The following is a 17,433-nucleotide window of genomic DNA, read 5'->3' on the forward strand; positions in this document are numbered from 1 at the left end:
GGTTCGTGCTCACGTTGGTCCTGCCCCGGCTGGTCGACGTCTCCGCCGCGTCCCGGCGGTCGGTGTCGGTGGTCGAACGAAACGTCGCGGCGCTGAAGTCGGTCTACTGGCTGCTGCTGCTCTCCGGCTTCGTGGAGCCGCTGCTCTACCTGCTCTCCATCGGGGTGGGTGTCGGGGCGCTGGTCGGTGACCTGCCGCTGCCCGACGGCCGCCTCGTGTCGTACCCGGAGTTCGTGGCTCCGGCGATGCTCGCCTCGTCGGCGATGACCGGGGCGCTCGCGGAGACCACGTTCAACTTCTTCGGCAAGATGAAGTACATGAAGCTGTACGACGGGGTGATCGCCACCCCGGTACGGCCGTTCGAGATCGCGCTCGGCGAGTTGGGGTGGGCGATGCTGCGGGGCAGCGCCTACTCGGCGGCGTTCCTGGCGGTGATGGTCGCGTTCGACCTGACCACCGTGACCCGGGCGTTGACGGCCCTGCCGGCGGCGGTGCTCGTCGGGTTCGCGTTCGGCGCGCTCGGCATGGCGGTGGCCACCCTGATGCGCAGCTGGCAGGATTTCGACCTGCTGGGGTCGGCCCAGTTCACCCTGTTCCTCTTCTCCGGCACGTTCGTGCCGGCACAGGCGTACCCGACGCTTCTGCACTGGCTGGTCGAGGTCACCCCGCTGTACCGGGCGGTGCACCTGATCCGTGGCGTCACCCTCGGTGTCGGAGGGTGGGCGTGGCTGCTCGACGTTCTCTACCTGGTGGCGATGATGGCGGTCGGCCTGCTTGTCGCGTCCCGGAGGATGGGCAGGTTGCTCTACCCGTAGGGGTTACGCGCCGCCGCTGGTGGGGCATGTCGGAGGTGACACACCACCACCGATGACGAGGAGGGGCGATGGCCTCGGACGAGTCTTCCGCCCACCGGGAGCGTGACCGCGCCGACGCGAGCGCGCCGGTCGGGCCCGACGCGGGTCCGGACAGCCCGACCGACCTGCCCGGCAGCGGGTGGAGGGCGGCGCTGCGCCGCACCGTCACCGAGTTCCAGGACGACAGCCTGACCGACTGGGCGGCGGCGCTCACCTACTACGGCGTGCTGTCGATCTTCCCTGGCGTGCTGGTGCTGATCTCCATCCTGGGTCTGCTGGGCGAGAGCGCCACGAACGGCGTCCGGGACACCGTCAACCAGGCGGTGCCCAACGACAGCATCCAGAAGATCATCAACGACGCGATCGGCACGGCACAGGACAACGGCGGCCTGGCCAGCATCGCGGCGATCATCGGTGTGGTGGCCGCGTTCTGGTCCGCCTCCGGCTACATCGGCGCGTTCATGCGTGCCTCGAACACCATCTACGACGTGCCGGAGGGCCGGCCGATCTGGAAGACGCTGCCGATCCGGCTGGGCGTGACCGCGGTGATCGGGGTGCTGTTGCTGGTCAGCGCGGTGATCGTGGTCTTCACCGGCCGTCTCGCCGAGGCCGTGGGGGATGTGGTCGGCCTCGGCTCGACGGCAGTCACGGTGTGGGACATCGCGAAGTGGCCGGTGCTGCTGATCCTGGTCAGCCTGATGTTCGCCATCCTCTACTGGGCCTCGCCGAACGCCCGGCACGGCGGGTTCCGCTGGGTCAGCCCGGGCGGTGTGCTGGCCGTGGTGATCTGGCTGGTGATCTCCGCTCTGTTCGCCTTCTACGTGAGCAACTTCGGCTCGTACAACAAGACGTACGGGGCGCTGGCCGGCGTGATCATCTTCTTGATCTGGCTCTGGTTGAGCAACATCGCGATTCTGCTGGGCGCCGAGTTCGACGCGGAGCTGGAGCGCAGCCGGGCCATCTCGGCCGGCCACTCGGTCGACGACGAGCCGTACGTCGAGCTGCGCGACGACCGCAAGCTCCGCAAGAAGCGCAACGCCGCAGGCAGTCACTGACAGGCACGGAGCGCCCCCGCCACCGGAGAACCGCTGGCGGGGGCGTTTTCGTGTCCGTCGATGGAACTGCACGCGAGCGGGCGCGGGCGCCCCGTGATCCTTTCCTAGATCGACTAGTAGCTTTTGTTCTTTCGGACAAAAGTTGGGAACAGAACGGTTGAAGCTCTGGACAGGCGGTGCGGAACGCTCCTACTGTGTCGGACACAACACATCTGCATGACGTCGATGTGAACGAGTTCGATGATGAGGTGAGTCCCGGTGCGGACCGTCGACCCCCTGCACGTCCGCCTGTTGCGGCTGCTCCGCGACGAAGGGGCCGTGTCCCGGGCCGAACTGGGCGACCGACTCCAGATGCCGCGGCCCCGGCTGCTGGCCGAGCTGGACCGCCTCGTCGCGCTGGGGTACGTCGCCGAGGCCGGCCTCGCCGCCAGCCGGGGCGGACGCCGCTCCACACTCGTCGAACTGAACCCGAACCTGCGCTTCGCCGCCGTAGACCTGGGCGCCAGCTCGATGGACGTCGAGGTGGTGAACGGCCGCCTCGAACCGGTAGCGCACTACGCCGAGCCCGCCGACATCCGCAACGGCCCGAAGGTCACCCTGCAACGGGTGAACGAGTTGCTGCACAAGGCCCGGGTCGACGGAGCGTACGAGCGGTTGGACGCGGTGGGCATCGGCGTACCCGGGCCGGTCAGCTTCCGCGACGGCGTCCCGGTCTCGCCGCCGATCATGCCGGGCTGGGACCGGTTCCCGGTGCGCGAACTGCTCAGCCGGGAGCACGGCTGCCCGGCGGTGGTCGACAACGACGTCAACATCATGGCGATCGGTGAACGCCACGGCGGCGTCGCCCACTCGGTGGACGACTTCCTCTTCGTGAAGATCGGCACCGGCATCGGCTGCGGCATCTACCTCACCGGCGAGGTCTACCGGGGCACCGACGGCTGCGCCGGGGACATCGGCCACATCCAGGTCGACTCGCACGGCCCGATGTGCTCCTGCGGCAACATCGGCTGCCTGGAGGCGCTGTTCAGCGGCGCGGCGCTGGCCAAGGACGCCACCGCCGCCGCGCGCAGCGGCGCGTCGCCGGCGCTGGCCGAGCGGCTGACCCAGCGTGGCGCGGTCACCGCCCTGGACGTCGCCGAGGGCGCCGTCGAGGGCGACGTGACATGCATCCAGCTCATCCGCGACGGCGGACGACGGGTCGGCGGTGTCCTCGCCGGCCTGGTCAGCTTCACCAACCCGTCGATGATCGTGATCGGCGGAGGGCTGGCCCAGCTCGGGCACATCCTGCTCGCCGAGATCCGCAGCGTGGTCTACCGCCGGTCGCTGCCACTTGCCACAGGCAACCTGCCAGTCGTGCTGTCCGAGTTGGGCGGTCGGGCAGGGGTCGCCGGCGCGGCAGTGCTCGCCAGTGACGTCGCCTTCGGGGAGGCCTCCTGATGCTGCCACCGACACACAGACATTCCTGAGCGAGGAGGAGACAGTGGCCCTGCCCGAGGAGACCGCCGCCACCGAGTCGGCCGAGGCCGGCGTCGAGGCGCCGCTTGTCGAAGCTCCCCCCGACACCGTCGCGGGCGAGGTGGTCCTGCGCCTCACCGACCTGGTCAAGACCTTCCCCGGCGTACGCGCCCTGGACGGTGTGCAGCTCGAGGTGCGCGCCGGCGAGGTGCACTGCCTGCTGGGTCAGAACGGCGCCGGCAAGTCCACCCTGATCAAGGTGCTGTCCGGCGTGCACCAGCCGGATTCCGGGCAGGTGGAGTGGCGCGGCGAGCCGGTCACCTTCACCAACCCGCAGGCCGCCATGAAGGCCGGTATCGCCACCATCTACCAGGAGCTCGACCTGGTCGAGGACCTCTCGGTGGCGGAGAACGCCTTCCTCGGTCACGAGCACCGCAGGTTCGGGTTCGTCAGGCGGGGTCGGATGGCCCGACAGACGCGGCAGATCCTGGCCCGTCTCGGCCACGGCGAGATCCCGCCCGGACGGATGGTCCGGTCGCTGCCGGCCGCCGGCAAGCAGATCGTCAGCATGGCCCGGGCGCTGTCGCACGAGGCCCGACTGATCATCATGGACGAGCCGAGCGCGGTGCTGGCGCACGACGAGGTGGGCAACCTGTTCCGGATCATCCGGGAGCTGACCGCGCAGGGCATCGCCGTCATCTACATCTCCCACCGGCTGGAGGAGATCCGCGAGATCGGCGACCGGGTCACCGTACTCAAGGACGGCCGGACCACCGCGGCGAACCTGCCGGCGCGCGACACCCCGACCCGCGACCTGGTCAGCCGGATGACCGGCCGGACCATCGAGTACGTCTTCCCGGACCGCCCCACCGACGACGGTGCCGGTGCCGATCTGCTCGAGGTGCGGGGGTTGACCCGCGCCGGCGAGTTCGCCGACGTGTCGCTCAACGTGCGCGCCGGGGAGATCGTCGGCATCGCCGGCCTGGTCGGCTCCGGCCGGTCCGAGCTGCTGGAGACCATCTACGGTGCCCGCCTCCCGGAGGCCGGCTCGGTGCGGATGGAGGGGCGGGTGCTGCGTCCCGGCGTCGGCGCCGCGGTGCGGGCCGGCATGGGAATGGCCCCTGAGGAACGCAAGAGTCAGGCGTTGCTGCTCGGCGAGCCGATCTACCGCAACGTCACGCTTGCCACCTTCGGCCGATACGCGCGGCTCGGCTTCACCGACGCCGCCAAGGAACGCGCCGAGGCGGACCGGATCGCCGAGAGCCTGGAGCTGCGGCCCCGGGACGTCGACCGGCCGGTGCGCACCCTCTCCGGCGGCAACCAGCAGAAGGTGGTGGTCGGGCGGTGGCTGCTCGGCGGCACCAAGTTGCTGCTGCTCGACGAGCCCACCCGGGGTGTGGACGTGGGAGCCCGGGCTGAGCTGTACCAGGTCATCCGCTCGCTTGCCGCCCAGGGCGTCGGGGTGCTGCTGGTCTCCAGCGAGGTCCCCGAGGTGCTGGGCCTGGCCGACCGGGTGCTGGTGATGCGGGAAGGACGGGTCGTCCGCGAGGCCGCGGCCGGCGAACTCGACGAGAACACCGTGCTCGACCTCGTGATGGCGGGGTCCCTGATGGAAGGCGCACCGGCATGAGCGACGCGACTCCCACTCCCACCGCGACACCGGAGCGCCCGCAGCTTCCGGCGCAGTCGCCGCCTGTGGACCCGGCGGAGACGGCGGTGGCCAGTGACAAGGCGGCGGGCACGGGCCGGCTCTCCTGGTGGCGGGGGGACGGCGGCGACGGCGCCAAGCGCAACCTCGGTCTGATCGGTGTGCTGGCCGCGCTCATCGTGGTCGGCGCGGTCACCAAACCGGACCTCTACGGCGACCCGACCTGGGTGTGGAACAACGTCCTGGCCATCCTGCAACTCGCCTCCGTCGTCGGCGTGGTCACGGTCGGCATGACCTTCGTGATCATCGGCGGTGGCATCGACCTGTCGGTCGGGGCGATCGTCGCGCTGGCCGGCGTCTGGTGCACCACGGTGGCCACGCAGAGCTACGGCGCCGGCGGCATGATCTTCACGGCGCTCGTCGTCGGCATCTGCGTCGGCCTGGTCAACGGCGTGCTCATCTCGTACGGCCGGTTGGTGCCGTTCATCGCGACGCTCGCGATGCTGGTGGCCGCCCGCGGCCTCGCGGCGTCGATCTCCAACAAGCAGACCCAGGTGTCCAGCAGCACCTTCATCAACGACATCGCCGCCCGCAAGGTGATCGGGATTCCGATCCTCGTCTACATCCTCGGCGCGGTGGTGCTGGCCGGCTGGGTCCTGCTCAACCGCACGACGTTCGGCCGGCGGACCATCGCCGTCGGCGGCAACCCGGAGGCCGCGCGGCTGGCCGGCATCAACGTCCGCCGGCACACCATGCTGCTGTACGCGCTCTCGGGTCTCTGCTGCGGCATCGCCGCCATCATGCTCACCTCGCAGGCCACCTCGGCGCAGGCGGCGATGGCCAACCTCTACGAGTTGGACGCGATCGCCGCCGCGATCATCGGCGGGACGCTGCTCAGCGGTGGTCGGGGCACGATCGTCGGCTCGCTGCTCGGCGTCATCATCTTCGCCACGATCACGAACCTCTTCGCCATCAACGGCCTCTCCATCGAGGCGCAGAACATGGTCAAGGGCGGCATCATCGTCGCCGCCGTCCTGGTCCAGCAGTTCCAGTTCAAGTCAGTCACTCGGCTCCTCGCGCGGAACAGGGTCACCACCGCAACCTGACGCACCGCACCGTTCTCCCTGGCGACGTCGAGATCTTCGACAGTGGCCGGGCTCCGCACACCCTCACCCTCAGAAAACCCGCTCCCAGGAGGTCTTTCATGACCCAGCACAGTCGCGACGTGTCGCGCCGCCGGTTGCTCTTCGGTGGAGCCGCAGTCGGCGCCGCCACCCTGCTGACCGCCTGCACCAGCAACGAGACCCCGGCCGCCAGCACCCAGACCAAGGCCGCCGGAAACAGCGAAGGCAACAACGCCCCGGGCAAGAAGGTCGTCATCGGCTTCTCCGCCCCGGCCGCCGACCACGGCTGGATGGGTGCGATCCACGCCAACGCCAAGGCCCAGGCCGCCGCGTACTCCGACGTGGAGTTCAAGGAGGTCGACGGCGGGTCGAACTCCGAGGCCCAGCGCTCCACGCTCGGCACGCTCATCGCCCAGAAGCCGGACATCATCGTCGTGCTCCCGCACGACGGCAAGGAGGTCAACGCCGTTGCCCTCCAGGCCATGCAGGCGGGCATCCCGATCGTGAACCTCGACCGGGCCTTCCCCGACGCGCTTGCCTCGCGGCTGGTCATCAAGGGCGACAACTACGGCATGGGCGTCTCGGCCGGGCACTTCATCGGCAAGCAGCTCAAGGACAAGGGCGTCGCCAACCCGGTGATCGGTGAGATCGCCGGCCTGGAGATCCCGCTGACCGTCGAGCGCAGCGCCGGCTTCGCGGCGGCCCTGGCGACGTACGGGTTCAAGGTGGGCAACAGGCGCTCGGCGGAGTTCACCTCCGACAGCGGCCAGCGCGAGGCGGCCCAGCTGCTCCAGGCGCTGCCGAAGATCGACGCGATCTGGAACCACGACGACGACCAGGGCATCGGCGTGCTCGCCGCCATCAAGCAGGCCAACCGGTCGGAGTTCTTCATGGTCGGCGGCGCGGGCTCCAAGCTCGCGATCGACGCGATCAAGGCCGACAACACGGTGCTCAAGGCGACCGTCACCTACAACCCGTCGATGGCCTCCTCGGCGGTCTCGCTCGCGCGGCTCATCGCGCAGGGCCGGGGCCTGGGCGACCTGACGGAGCTGCAGGTGCCCAAGGAAGTGACCCTGGCCTCCGAGACGATCACCAAGGAGAACGCGAGCAGCTACGACAAGCTCGGGTTCTGACATACCGGGGGGAGACCCACCTTGTCCACGACAGACAGAGAACTGCGGATCGGCATGGTCGGTTACGCGTTCATGGGCGCCGCGCACTCACAGGCGTGGCGCACCGTGAACCGCGTGTTCGACCTGCCGGCGCGGGCCCGAATGGCGCTGATCTGCGGCCGGGACACCGGAAAGGTGGCTGACGCCGCCGACCGGCTCGGCTGGGACGCGTACACGACGGACTGGCGTGACCTGATCAACCGGGACGACATCGACGTGGTCGACGTCTGCACCCCGGGCGACAGTCACGCCGAGATCGCGCTCGCCGCGTTGGCCGCCGGTAAGCACGTCCTGTGCGAGAAGCCGTTGGCCAACTCGGTGGCCGAGGCACGGGCGATGACCGCCGCGGCGGAGACAGCCCGGGCCGCCGGGGTGCGGTCGATGTGCGGGTTCAACTACCGCCGGGTCCCCGCGGTCACGATGATGCGCCAGCTGGTCGCCGACGGACGACTCGGGGTGATTCGACACGTCCGTGCGACGTACCTGCAGGACTGGATCGTGGATCCGCAGTTCCCGCTGGTCTGGCGGTTGCAGAAGGACAGGGCGGGCTCCGGCGCGCTCGGCGACATCGGTGCGCACATCATCGACCTGACCCAGTTCGTCACCGGCCAGCGGATCACCGGGGTCAGCGCCGTCACCGAGACGTTCGTCAAGGAGCGGCCGCTGCCGGCCGAGTCGAGCGGTCTGGCGGCCACTGTGGACGGCGGCTCGGCACCCACCGGGCCGGTGACCGTCGACGACGCCGCGGTCTTCGTGGCCCGGCTGGACGGCGGCGCGCTTGCCACGTACGAGGCGAGCCGTTTCGCGACGGGCCGCAAGAACGCCCTGCGTGTCGAGATCAACGGCTCGCTCGGCAGTGTCGTCTTCGACCTGGAACGCCTCAACGAGCTGGAGTTCTACGACGCCACCCGGCCGGGTGCCGAGCAGGGCTTCAGCCGGATCCTGGTGACCGAGGGTGAACACCCGTACATGTCGGCCTGGTGGCCGCCGGGTCACATCATCGGCTACGAGCACTCCTTCACGCACGAGATGCGTGACTTCATCGAGGCGGTCGCCACAGGTGTCGACCCCGCCCCGTCCTTCGCCGACGCGTTGCAGGTCCAGCTCGTGCTGGACGCGGTGACCCGTTCGGCGGAGATCGGCTCCTCGTGGACCGAGGTGGAGCCGACACTGGCCACGGTGGCCGTCTGACCATCGATCATCCGCGATGGCGGTGTTTTCCGCCGTCATCGCCCGACCGGCTTTCCGGAGCCGACCGGCGAGGGACCGGCCGCGGTTTGCGCCCCGCGGTCGGGACGAGGTCGGTGACGGAGGGCGTGCAGCCGGGCCGTACGGCCCGGTGGCGCACGAGCAGGACGGTCGTCCGGTGCGGCCGGACCGGGATTCCCCGGCCGCATCGGAGGACCGCCACCATTCCCGGCGGGCCGGAGAATCCGACGGTTCCGCCGGCCTGAGACGTCCGGCCCGGGCATGCCAACGCCCTGGCCGGCCGGATGCGGGGGAGGCAGGGTCGAGACGCCGACCGACCCTGCCTGCCAGCCCCGTCTGTCCGTACCCGCACCGGGAACCGGTCCGGCGTCGTCGCCGCCGACGCCGACGTCGGAACCGGGTGCCGTCCTGGTGCGGGCCGGGCGGGCGGGGCCCATCCACCAAGGGCGTATCTTTCCCAACAATATTCTGATATTCCTATATTTAGTTGTACCGACGGTTCCTCTGGATGAGGAGGGTGCACCATGCGAACGGGTGTCTGGTTGGTGGGAGCGCGCGGTTCGGTCGCGACCACCAGCATCGTCGGAGGGCTCGCGCTGCGAGCCGGCCTGGCCGGGCCGACCGGCTGCGTCACGGAACTGCCCGAGCTGCGGGGTCCCGCCCTGCCGTCCTTCGCCGACCTGGTCTTCGGCGGACACGACCTGGCTACCACCCCGCTGTGCAAGCGCGCGGAGGCGCTTGCCGACGCCGGTGTCGTCCCCGGCAGGCTGGTCGCCGCGCTCCCCGACGAGCTGGCCGCCGTCGAGCAGGAGCTGCGCCCCGCGCCGACCGGTGCCACCCAGGCCGACCGGGCCGCTGCCGCCGTCGACGACCTCACCAGCTTCCGGGAACGGCACGCACTGGACCAAGTGGTGGTGGTCAACGTCTCCGCCACCGAACCGGCCCCCCGACCGCACCCGGGGCACGCCGACCCGGACGCGCTGCGCGCCGCGCTCACCGGCCCGGACGAGGTGCTGCCGCCCAGTTCCCTGTACGCGTACGCGGCGCTGCTGGCCGGCTCCCCGTACGTCGACTTCACCCCGTCCACCGGGCTGCGGCTGCCGGCGCTCGCCGCGCTTGCCGAGGAGCTGCGACTGCCGTACGCCGGGCACGACGGCAAGACCGGGGAGACCCTGGTCAAGTCGGTGCTCGCGCCGATGTTCGCGATGCGCAACCTGGCGGTGCGCTCCTGGTCCGGGATGAACCTGCTGGGCGGCGGCGACGGCGCCACCCTCGCCGATCCGGCCGCCAACGCGGCAAAGGTGCAGAGCAAGCAGCGGGTGCTCGGCGAGACGCTGGGCTACGTCCCGCAGGGCGGCACCCGGATCGAGTACGTCGAGGAGCTGGGTGACTTCAAGACCGCCTGGGATCTGATCACGTTCGCCGGCTTCCTCGGCACCGGCATGCGGATGGAGTTCACCTGGCACGGCTGCGACTCCGCGCTGGCGGCACCGCTGGTGCTGGACCTGGCCCGGCTCACCGCCGCCGCGCACGCCGCCGGACGCGTCGGGCCGCTGCCCGAACTGGGCTTCTTCTTCAAGGACCCACTCGGTGCCCCCACCCACTCGCTGGCCGAGCAGTGGACGCGGCTGACCGACTTCACCCGCCAGTTGCACGTCGGCCGGGACGGTGGCCATGACCACGCTGTCTGACGTCGCCGAGCTGGTCCGGGCACCTGCCGCGCTGTCGGTCCCCGGTGACGTGGTCGCCGGCGCGGCGGCGGCCGGCGCGCTGGGCCCGCGTACTCCCGCCCTGGCCGGCGCGTCGGTCCTGCTCTACTGGGCCGGCATGGCCGCCAACGACTGGGCGGACCGCCGCCTGGACGCCGTGGAGCGGCCCGAGCGGCCGATCCCCAGCGGCCGGGTCACCCCTACCGTCGCTGTCGGTCTCGCCGCCGGTCTCACCGCCGCCGGCGTGGGCCTGGCCGCCGCCGTGGGCGGTCGCCGCGCCGCCGCCCTCGCCGTGCCCCTGGCCGCCACCATCTGGGGGTACGACCTGCTGGCCAAGAACACCGCCGCCGGGCCGGCGGTGATGGCCGCCTGCCGGGGGCTGGACGTGCTGCTCGGCGCGTCCGGCGGCCGGCTGACCCGGGCGTTGCCGGCGGCGGCGACGGTCGCCGCGCACACCTGGACGGTCACCGCGCTGTCCCGGCAGGAGGTCACCGGCGCCGACAGGGTCCTGCCGATGCGCACACTCGCCGGCACCGCCCTGGTAGCGGCAAGCGCCGCCGTCGCCGCGCCGGGCACCCGCCGCGCCCCGACCGGGCAGACCGATCGGGCCGGGGTGTCCGGCCGGGCCGATCCGACCCCGCATGCCGAAACGACCGACCGGGCCGGGGCCGTCGACGAGACCCCTGTCCACGGAGCCCGCTCCCGGTCGGCCGGGATCGCGGCCGTGCTGCCCGCCGTGCTGGCCGGTTGGTACGCGGCCCGGTACGGCGCGGCGCAGGCCGAGGTGGTCCGTGACCCGTCGGCCGGGCGGGTCCGTGCCGCCGTCGGCGCGGGGATCACCTGTCTACCCGCCCTCCAGGGGGCGCTCACCGCACGCGGCGGAGCCGGCCTGCTCGGCGTCGCCGTCGCGGCGGCGGCGCCGTTGGGTCGGCGGCTGGCCCGGAAGATGTCCCCGACATGAGCGCCGCCGCGCCCCGACCCGCGCCGCCGTCCGCCGACGCGACGACCCTGCGCCTGGGGTACGGCACCAACGGCTTCGCCAACCACCGGCTCGACGACGCGCTCGCCGTCATCGCCGACCTCGGGTACGACGGGGTGGCGCTCACCCTGGACCACGACCACCTCGACCCGTTCGCGCCCGGCCTCACCCGCCGGGTCACCGCGGTCGGCCGACGACTGAACGAGCTGGGCCTCTCCGTGGTGATCGAGACCGGGGCCCGGTACCTGCTCGACCCGTGGCACAAGCACGCCCCGACGCTGCTGCACGACGACCCGACGCGGCGGATCGAGTTCCTGCGGCGGGCCGTCCGGGTCAGCGCCGACCTCGGCGCGGAGGCGGTCTCGTTCTGGGCCGGCGTACGCCCCGAGGCGGTGTCGCCGCAGTGCGCCTGGGACCGTCTGGTCGCCGGGTGCGCCACAGTCGTCGACGCCGCCGACTCCGCAGGCGTCACCCTCGGCTTCGAACCGGAGCCCGGAATGCTCGTCGAGGACATCGCCGACTGGCGTCGACTGCACACCGCCCTCGGGGCGCCGGCCCGCCTCGGCATCACCCTCGACATCGGACACTGCCGTTGCCTGGAGCCGTGGCCGGTGCCGCAGTGCGTCGCCGAGGTGGCCGACCACCTGGTCAACGTGCAGATCGACGACATGCGCCGGGGTGTGCACGAGCATCTGGAGTTCGGCGTCGGCGAGATCGACTTCCCGCCGGTGCTGGCGGCCCTGGCACAGGCCGGCTACCGGGGCCTGGTCGCGGTGGAGCTGCCCCGCGACTCACACGCCGCACCTGCCGTGGCGGCCCGGTCGATCGAGTTCCTGCGCGCCGCCGCCGCAGCAGCCGCGACACCCACTGCCGCGACATCCGCCGAGGCGACACCCGCTGACGAGGCCTCGGTGCACATATAGGTGCAGAGCAAAGGGGTGGCGGGGCACACCTGGGAGCAGCACGAGGGAGGAGACGGCATGACACCGGATTCACTGCGGGCCGCACTGCGGGGCGTACCCGATCCCGACTGGCTGGACACGGCGGTGCGCCGGGTCGCGACCGAACCCACCGAGATCATCCGGCTCTTCCCCGCCGTGGGCCGGCGCTGCGGACGCGCCGCGCTGCCCGACGCCCCCGGCTGGACCGCCGACGACGCGGCCCGGGTACTGCTGCTCACCGCGCTCCCCGGCGACCACGCCGGGTACGCCGACACCCTCTACCGGCACGGCGACGCGGCCGAGCGGCGGGCCGTGCTGCGCGCCCTGCCGCTGCTGCCGATCGGCGCCGCAGGGGTGCCGCTGCTGCACGACGCGATCCGGACCAACGACACCCGGCTGGTCGCCGCCGCCCTCGGCCCGTACGCCAGGCACCTCGACGCGGCGGCGTGGCGGCAGGCGGTGCTCAAGTGCGTGTTCAGTGGCGTCCCCCTCGCCGCGGTGGCCGACCTGGACGCCCGCGCCGACGGCGAGCTGGCCACCATGCTGGCCGCGCTGGCCGCCGAACGGCACGCCGCCGGCCGGGAACTGCCCGCCGACGCCACCGACCTGCTCGACCGGCTCACCGCCGCACTGCCCCGGGAGGCGTGACATGCGCATCTTCGACCCCCACATCCACATGACCTCACGCACCACCGACGACTACGAACGGATGGCCGCCGCCGGCGTCCGCGCCGTGGTGGAACCGTCGTTCTGGCTGGGTCAGCCGCGTACCAGCGCCGCCTCGTTCACCGACTACTTCGACTCGCTGATCGGCTGGGAGCCGTTCCGGGCCGGGCAGTTCGGGGTGCGGCACTTCGCCACTGTGGCGCTGAACCCCAAGGAGGCCAACGACAGCCGCTGCCGCCCGGTCCTGGACCTGCTGCCCCGCTACCTGGACAAGGACGCGGTGGTGGCGGTCGGCGAGATCGGGTACGACTCGATGACCCCGGAGGAGGACGAGGCGTTCGCCGCCCAGCTCGCGCTGGCCGTGGCGCACGACCTGCCTGCGCTCGTGCACACCCCGCACCGGGACAAGGCCCGGGGCGTCGAGCGCACCCTCGCCGTGGTCGCCGAGTCCGGCATCGAACCGGGACGGGTGGTCGTCGACCACCTCAACGAGGTGACGGTCAAGCTGGTCCGAGACACCGGCTGCTGGCTGGGCTTCTCCATCTACCCGGACACCAAGATGACCCCGTCGCGGATGGTCGAGCTGCTGCGCGAGTACGGCACCGAACGGATGCTCGTCAACTCGGCCGCCGACTGGGGGCGCTCCGACCCGCTGCTGACCCGGGCCACCGGCGAGGCGATGTCACAGGCCGGGTTCAGCGACGACGACATCGACAGGGTGCTGTGGCGCAACCCGGTGGAGTTCTACGGGCAGTCCGGCCGACTCGACCTCAGCGACCTGGAGGACCCGGCGGCCGTGGACCCGCAGACCGGCAACTCGATCCTGCGCGGCGGCAGCTGATGCGGCTACGACATGCCGGCGGCGGCACCGTCCACCTCGGCTACTGCACGAACGTGCACCCCGCCGAGGACCTCGCCGGCATCATCGGTCAACTGGACACCTACGCCCTTCCCGTCCGCGAGGCGCTCGGCAGCGACAGGCTCGGGCTCGGCCTGTGGTTGGCCGCCCCGGTCGCCGCCGAGCTGGCCGCGGACCCGGCGCTGCGCCGCCGGCTGCGCACCGAACTCGACGCGCGAGGCCTCGAGGTGGTCACCCTCAACGGCTTCCCGTACGCGGCCTTCCAGGCCCCGGTGGTCAAGAAGGACGTCTACCACCCCGACTGGACCACCGAGCAGCGGTTGACGTACACGCTGGACCTGGCCCGGGTGCTCGCCGACCTGCTGCCCGACGACGCGGTCCGGGGCTCGATCTCCACCCTGCCGCTGGCCTGGCGGCAGCCCTGGGACACCGACCGGGCCGACGCCTCCCGTCGCCGGCTGGACCAGCTCGCCGCCGGCCTGGCAGCGGTGCAGCGGGACACCGGCCGCGAGGTGCGGGTCGGCTTCGAACCGGAGCCCGGCTGCGTGGTGGAGAGCACCGGTCAGGCCGCCGCCCTGCTGTCCGGCATGGACACCGAGCGGTTGGGCATCTGTCTCGACCTGGCCCACCTGGCGTGCGCCTGGGAAGACCCCGTGGCGGCACTGGACCGGCTCCGGGCGGCCGGGCTGCCGGTGGTGAAGGTGCAGGTCTCCGCCGCCGTCGAGGCCGCCGACCCGGTCGGCGGGGCCGAGGCGCTGCACCGCTGGGTGGAGCCGCGCTTCATGCACCAGACCCGGGGTGCCGGGTGCGCCGGCGGCAGCGACCCCGCCGACGAGGCGTACGCCGCCGACGACCTGGACGAGGCACTGGACCGGGCGCTGCCCGGCCCGTGGCGGGTGCACTACCACGTGCCCCTGCACGCCCCGCCGGAGGAACCGCTCGGCTCGACCCTGCCTGTTCTGCGCGCCGCCCTGAGAGCGCTCTACACCGGTCCGACCGCGGGGTGCGACCACCTCGACGTCGAGACGTACACCTGGGGGGTGTTGCCGGCCGCGCGGAGGCCGGGCACCGACGCGGAGCTGGCCGGCGGCATCGCCGCCGAGCTGGCCTTCGCCCGTGACGAACTGGTCGGCCTCGGGCTGACCCCGGAGAGCACAGTGAACACGGGAGTGACGCGATGAGCCGACGACTGGTGGTCCTCGACGTGGTGGGGCTGACCCCGCGACTGCTGGCGCACATGCCCCGGCTGCGCGGTGTCGCCGACGGCGGCTTCCGGGCCGAGCTGGGCACCGTGCTGCCCGCCGTGACCTGCTCGGTGCAGTCCACCTTCCTCACCGGCGAACCGCCGAGCGGGCACGGCATCGTCGGCAACGGCTGGTACTTCCGGGAACTGGGCGAGGTGCTGCTGTGGCGGCAGCACAACGCGCTCGTCGGCGGGGAGAAGCTCTGGCAGGCGGCCCGCAGGGCCGAGCCCGGCTACACCGTCGCCAACGTCTGCTGGTGGTACGCCATGGGCGCCGACGTCGACTGGACGGTCACCCCGCGCCCGGTGTACTACGCCGACGGGCGCAAGGAGCCGGACTGCTACACCGACCCGCCGGAGCTGCACGCCGCGCTCACCGGCCGGCTGGGCACCTTCCCACTGTTCACGTACTGGGGGCCGACGGCCAGCCTGGCATCGTCGAAGTGGATCTGCCAGGCCGCCGAGCAGATCCTGGCAGATGTGTCGCCCGACCTCACCCTCGTCTACGTCCCGCACCTGGACTACGACCTGCAACGCTTCGGTCCCTCGTCGGCGCAGGCCGCCGCCGCGGCGGCCGAGCTGGACACCGTGCTCGGGCCACTGCTGGACGCCGCACGCGCCCGCGACGCCACAGTGGTGGTGCTGTCCGAGTACGGCATCACCGACGTGTCCCGACCGGTGGACGTCAACCGGCTGCTGCGCTCCGAAGGACTGCTGCGGGTGCACACGCAGGCCGGCATGGAGTACCTCGACCCGTGGACGTCGAAGGCGTTCGCGGTCGCCGACCACCAGATCGCGCACGTCTACGTCAAGGATCCGGCCGACGTGCCGGCGGTGGCGAAGCTCTGCGCCGGCCTGCCCGGGGTGGCCGAGGTCCTCGACGCCGAGGGCAAGGCCGCGCACGGGCTGGACCATCCGCGCGCCGGTGAGCTGGTGCTTGTGGCCGAGCCGGACGCCTGGTTCACCTACTACTACTGGCTCGACGACGCCCGCGCGCCGGACTTCGCCCGGCTGGTCGAGATCCACCGCAAGCCCGGGTACGACCCCGCCGAACTGTTCTTCGACCCGGCCAACCCCGGGGCGGCGAAGCTGCGGGCGGCCGCCGCGCTGGCCCGCAAGAAGGTGGGCATGCGGTACCTGATGAGCGCCGTCGGCCTGGACGCCGGCGCCCGCGCGGTACGCGGCTCGCACGGACGGCTGCCGGACGACCCGGCGGACGCCCCGGTGCTGCTCTGCTCCGACGCGGGCGCGGCCCGGGACCGGGTCGCCGCCACCGAGGTCAAGGGGTTGTTACTGGAGTTGGCCGGGTTAGGCGCCGGCGGCGCGGAGGGGTCGGGGGAGCGGACATGACGGTCACCGTCGCGCCCACCGACACCAGCGGGCTGCGCGCGCGCTTCGACGCGGAGCTGGCCGCGTTCCTCGACCGGCAGGGGCCGGACTGGCCGGACGGCGCGCCGCGCGGGGTGTTCACCGCGCTGCAACGGTTCGTGTTGGCCGGCGGGAAGCGGCTGCGTCCGCTCTTCTGCTACTGGGGTTGGCGCGGGGCGGGCGCCGCCGACGGCACCCCGATCGTGGTGGCGGCGGCGGCCCTGGAGCTGTTCCACGCCTTCGCGCTGATCCACGACGACATCCTCGACGGCAGCGACCGCCGTCGGGGTGAGCCGTCGGTGCACAGGCTCTTCGCCGACCTGCACGCCCGTTCGTCGTGGCGCGGCGACCCGGAGGCGTACGGGCGCAACACCGCGCTGCTCTGCGGCGACCTCTGCGCCGCCTGGTCGGACCAGATGTTCCACGAGTGCGGTCTGGGCACCGAGCAGGTGCACCGCGGCTACGGCGTGTTCGCGTTGATGCGTACCGAGGTGATCGCGGGGGAGTACCTGGACCTGGTCTCCGGGGTGGGCGACGGCTCGGTGGCCAGCGCGCTCACGGTGATAAGAATGAAGGCCGCCCGCTACACGGTGACCCGGCCGTTGCAGATCGGCGCGGCGCTGGCCGGTGCGGGACCGGAGCTGATCGAGGCGCTGGGCGAGTTCGGTGACCCGTTGGGCGACGCGTTCCAGCTGCGCGACGACGTGCTTGGCGTCTTCGGTGACCCGGCGGTCACCGGCAAGTCGGTGCTCGACGACCTGCGCGAGGGCAAGCCGACGGTGATGATGGCGCTGGCCCGCAGCGCCGCCGACCGGACGCAGACCGCGCGGCTGCGGGAGCTGTTCGGCAACCCCACGCTGGACTCCGACGGCGCGGCGGAGCTGCGGACGATCATCGAGGGGACCGGCGCGCGGGAGCGCATCGAGCAGATGATCCGGGTCCGTACCGAGGCGGCGCTGACCGCCCTGGAGAGCGCCCAGGTGGCCGACGAGGCCCGCGCCGCGCTTGTCGCGTTGGCCGCGCAGGCGATCGACCGCCGCGCCTGAATCCCGCCGACTTTCGGCGAGATCGACGAAAGTTGTTGCCGGATCACCGGAAGGTATAGACACATCGACACGCCGCAATTTAGTGTCGTGACCAACACGACAATG

Annotated in this window: 15 protein-coding genes; all 15 read left to right on the forward strand. The window is 71.9% G+C overall.

Features of this window, described 5'->3' with window-relative positions:
- Positions 1 to 5 precede the first annotated feature (5 nt).
- The 15 genes from AB0N27_RS00630 (at position 6) to AB0N27_RS00700 (ending at position 17,328) form a co-directional block, all read left to right on the forward strand.
- A complete protein-coding gene (locus AB0N27_RS00630) occupies positions 6 to 815 on the forward strand; it encodes an ABC transporter permease (protein WP_364362321.1) in 810 nt (269 codons plus the stop codon).
- A gap of 68 nt (positions 816 to 883) precedes the next feature.
- Positions 884 to 1,909: a YihY/virulence factor BrkB family protein gene (locus AB0N27_RS00635; protein ID WP_364362322.1), complete on the forward strand. Its 1,026-nt coding sequence runs from the start codon at positions 884 to 886 to the stop codon at positions 1,907 to 1,909.
- Between the two features lie 258 nt (positions 1,910 to 2,167).
- Complete coding sequence (locus AB0N27_RS00640; protein WP_357985901.1) at positions 2,168 to 3,346, forward strand: ROK family protein; 1,179 nt, start codon at positions 2,168 to 2,170, stop codon at positions 3,344 to 3,346.
- A gap of 139 nt (positions 3,347 to 3,485) precedes the next feature.
- On the forward strand, positions 3,486 to 4,994 hold the full coding sequence (locus tag AB0N27_RS00645; protein ID WP_364365913.1) for a sugar ABC transporter ATP-binding protein: 1,509 nt from the start codon (positions 3,486 to 3,488) through the stop codon (positions 4,992 to 4,994).
- Positions 4,991 to 6,118, forward strand: a complete 1,128-nt coding sequence (locus tag AB0N27_RS00650; protein WP_364362323.1) for an ABC transporter permease — start codon at positions 4,991 to 4,993, stop codon at positions 6,116 to 6,118. Before AB0N27_RS00645 ends, AB0N27_RS00650 begins: the two co-directional genes overlap by 4 nt.
- A gap of 98 nt (positions 6,119 to 6,216) precedes the next feature.
- Positions 6,217 to 7,269, forward strand: coding sequence for a substrate-binding domain-containing protein (locus AB0N27_RS00655; RefSeq protein WP_364362324.1), 1,053 nt, complete (start codon positions 6,217 to 6,219; stop codon positions 7,267 to 7,269).
- A gap of 21 nt (positions 7,270 to 7,290) precedes the next feature.
- The gene (locus tag AB0N27_RS00660) at positions 7,291 to 8,499 is read left to right on the forward strand and encodes a Gfo/Idh/MocA family oxidoreductase (protein ID WP_364362325.1); all 1,209 of its coding nucleotides are present in this window, start codon (positions 7,291 to 7,293) and stop codon (positions 8,497 to 8,499) included.
- Positions 8,500 to 9,041: 542 nt separating this feature from the next.
- Entirely contained in the window at positions 9,042 to 10,208 is a 1,167-nt protein-coding gene (locus tag AB0N27_RS00665) for an inositol-3-phosphate synthase (protein WP_364362326.1), read from the forward strand.
- The gene (locus AB0N27_RS00670; protein ID WP_364362327.1) at positions 10,192 to 11,187 is read left to right on the forward strand and encodes an SCO3242 family prenyltransferase; all 996 of its coding nucleotides are present in this window, start codon (positions 10,192 to 10,194) and stop codon (positions 11,185 to 11,187) included. Before AB0N27_RS00665 ends, AB0N27_RS00670 begins: the two co-directional genes overlap by 17 nt.
- Positions 11,184 to 12,128 (forward strand): sugar phosphate isomerase/epimerase family protein, encoded by a 945-nt coding sequence (locus tag AB0N27_RS00675; RefSeq protein WP_364362328.1) that lies wholly within the window; start codon positions 11,184 to 11,186, stop codon positions 12,126 to 12,128. The genes AB0N27_RS00670 and AB0N27_RS00675 overlap by 4 nt, the downstream gene beginning before the upstream one ends.
- Positions 12,129 to 12,185: 57 nt before the next feature.
- On the forward strand, positions 12,186 to 12,794 hold the full coding sequence (locus AB0N27_RS00680) for an EboA domain-containing protein (RefSeq protein ID WP_364362329.1): 609 nt from the start codon (positions 12,186 to 12,188) through the stop codon (positions 12,792 to 12,794).
- A gap of 1 nt (position 12,795) precedes the next feature.
- The gene (locus AB0N27_RS00685) at positions 12,796 to 13,653 is read left to right on the forward strand and encodes a TatD family hydrolase (RefSeq protein WP_364362330.1); all 858 of its coding nucleotides are present in this window, start codon (positions 12,796 to 12,798) and stop codon (positions 13,651 to 13,653) included.
- On the forward strand, positions 13,653 to 14,852 hold the full coding sequence (gene eboE, locus AB0N27_RS00690; protein ID WP_364362331.1) for a metabolite traffic protein EboE: 1,200 nt from the start codon (positions 13,653 to 13,655) through the stop codon (positions 14,850 to 14,852). Before AB0N27_RS00685 ends, eboE begins: the two co-directional genes overlap by 1 nt.
- Positions 14,849 to 16,264 (forward strand): nucleotide pyrophosphatase/phosphodiesterase family protein, encoded by a 1,416-nt coding sequence (locus tag AB0N27_RS00695; protein ID WP_364362332.1) that lies wholly within the window; start codon positions 14,849 to 14,851, stop codon positions 16,262 to 16,264. The genes eboE and AB0N27_RS00695 overlap by 4 nt, the downstream gene beginning before the upstream one ends.
- Positions 16,261 to 17,328: a polyprenyl synthetase family protein gene (locus AB0N27_RS00700; RefSeq protein ID WP_364362333.1), complete on the forward strand. Its 1,068-nt coding sequence runs from the start codon at positions 16,261 to 16,263 to the stop codon at positions 17,326 to 17,328. The genes AB0N27_RS00695 and AB0N27_RS00700 overlap by 4 nt, the downstream gene beginning before the upstream one ends.
- Positions 17,329 to 17,433 lie beyond the last annotated feature (105 nt).

This window comes from Micromonospora sp. NPDC093244, assembly GCF_040683695.1.
GTDB lineage: Bacteria > Actinomycetota > Actinomycetes > Mycobacteriales > Micromonosporaceae > Micromonospora.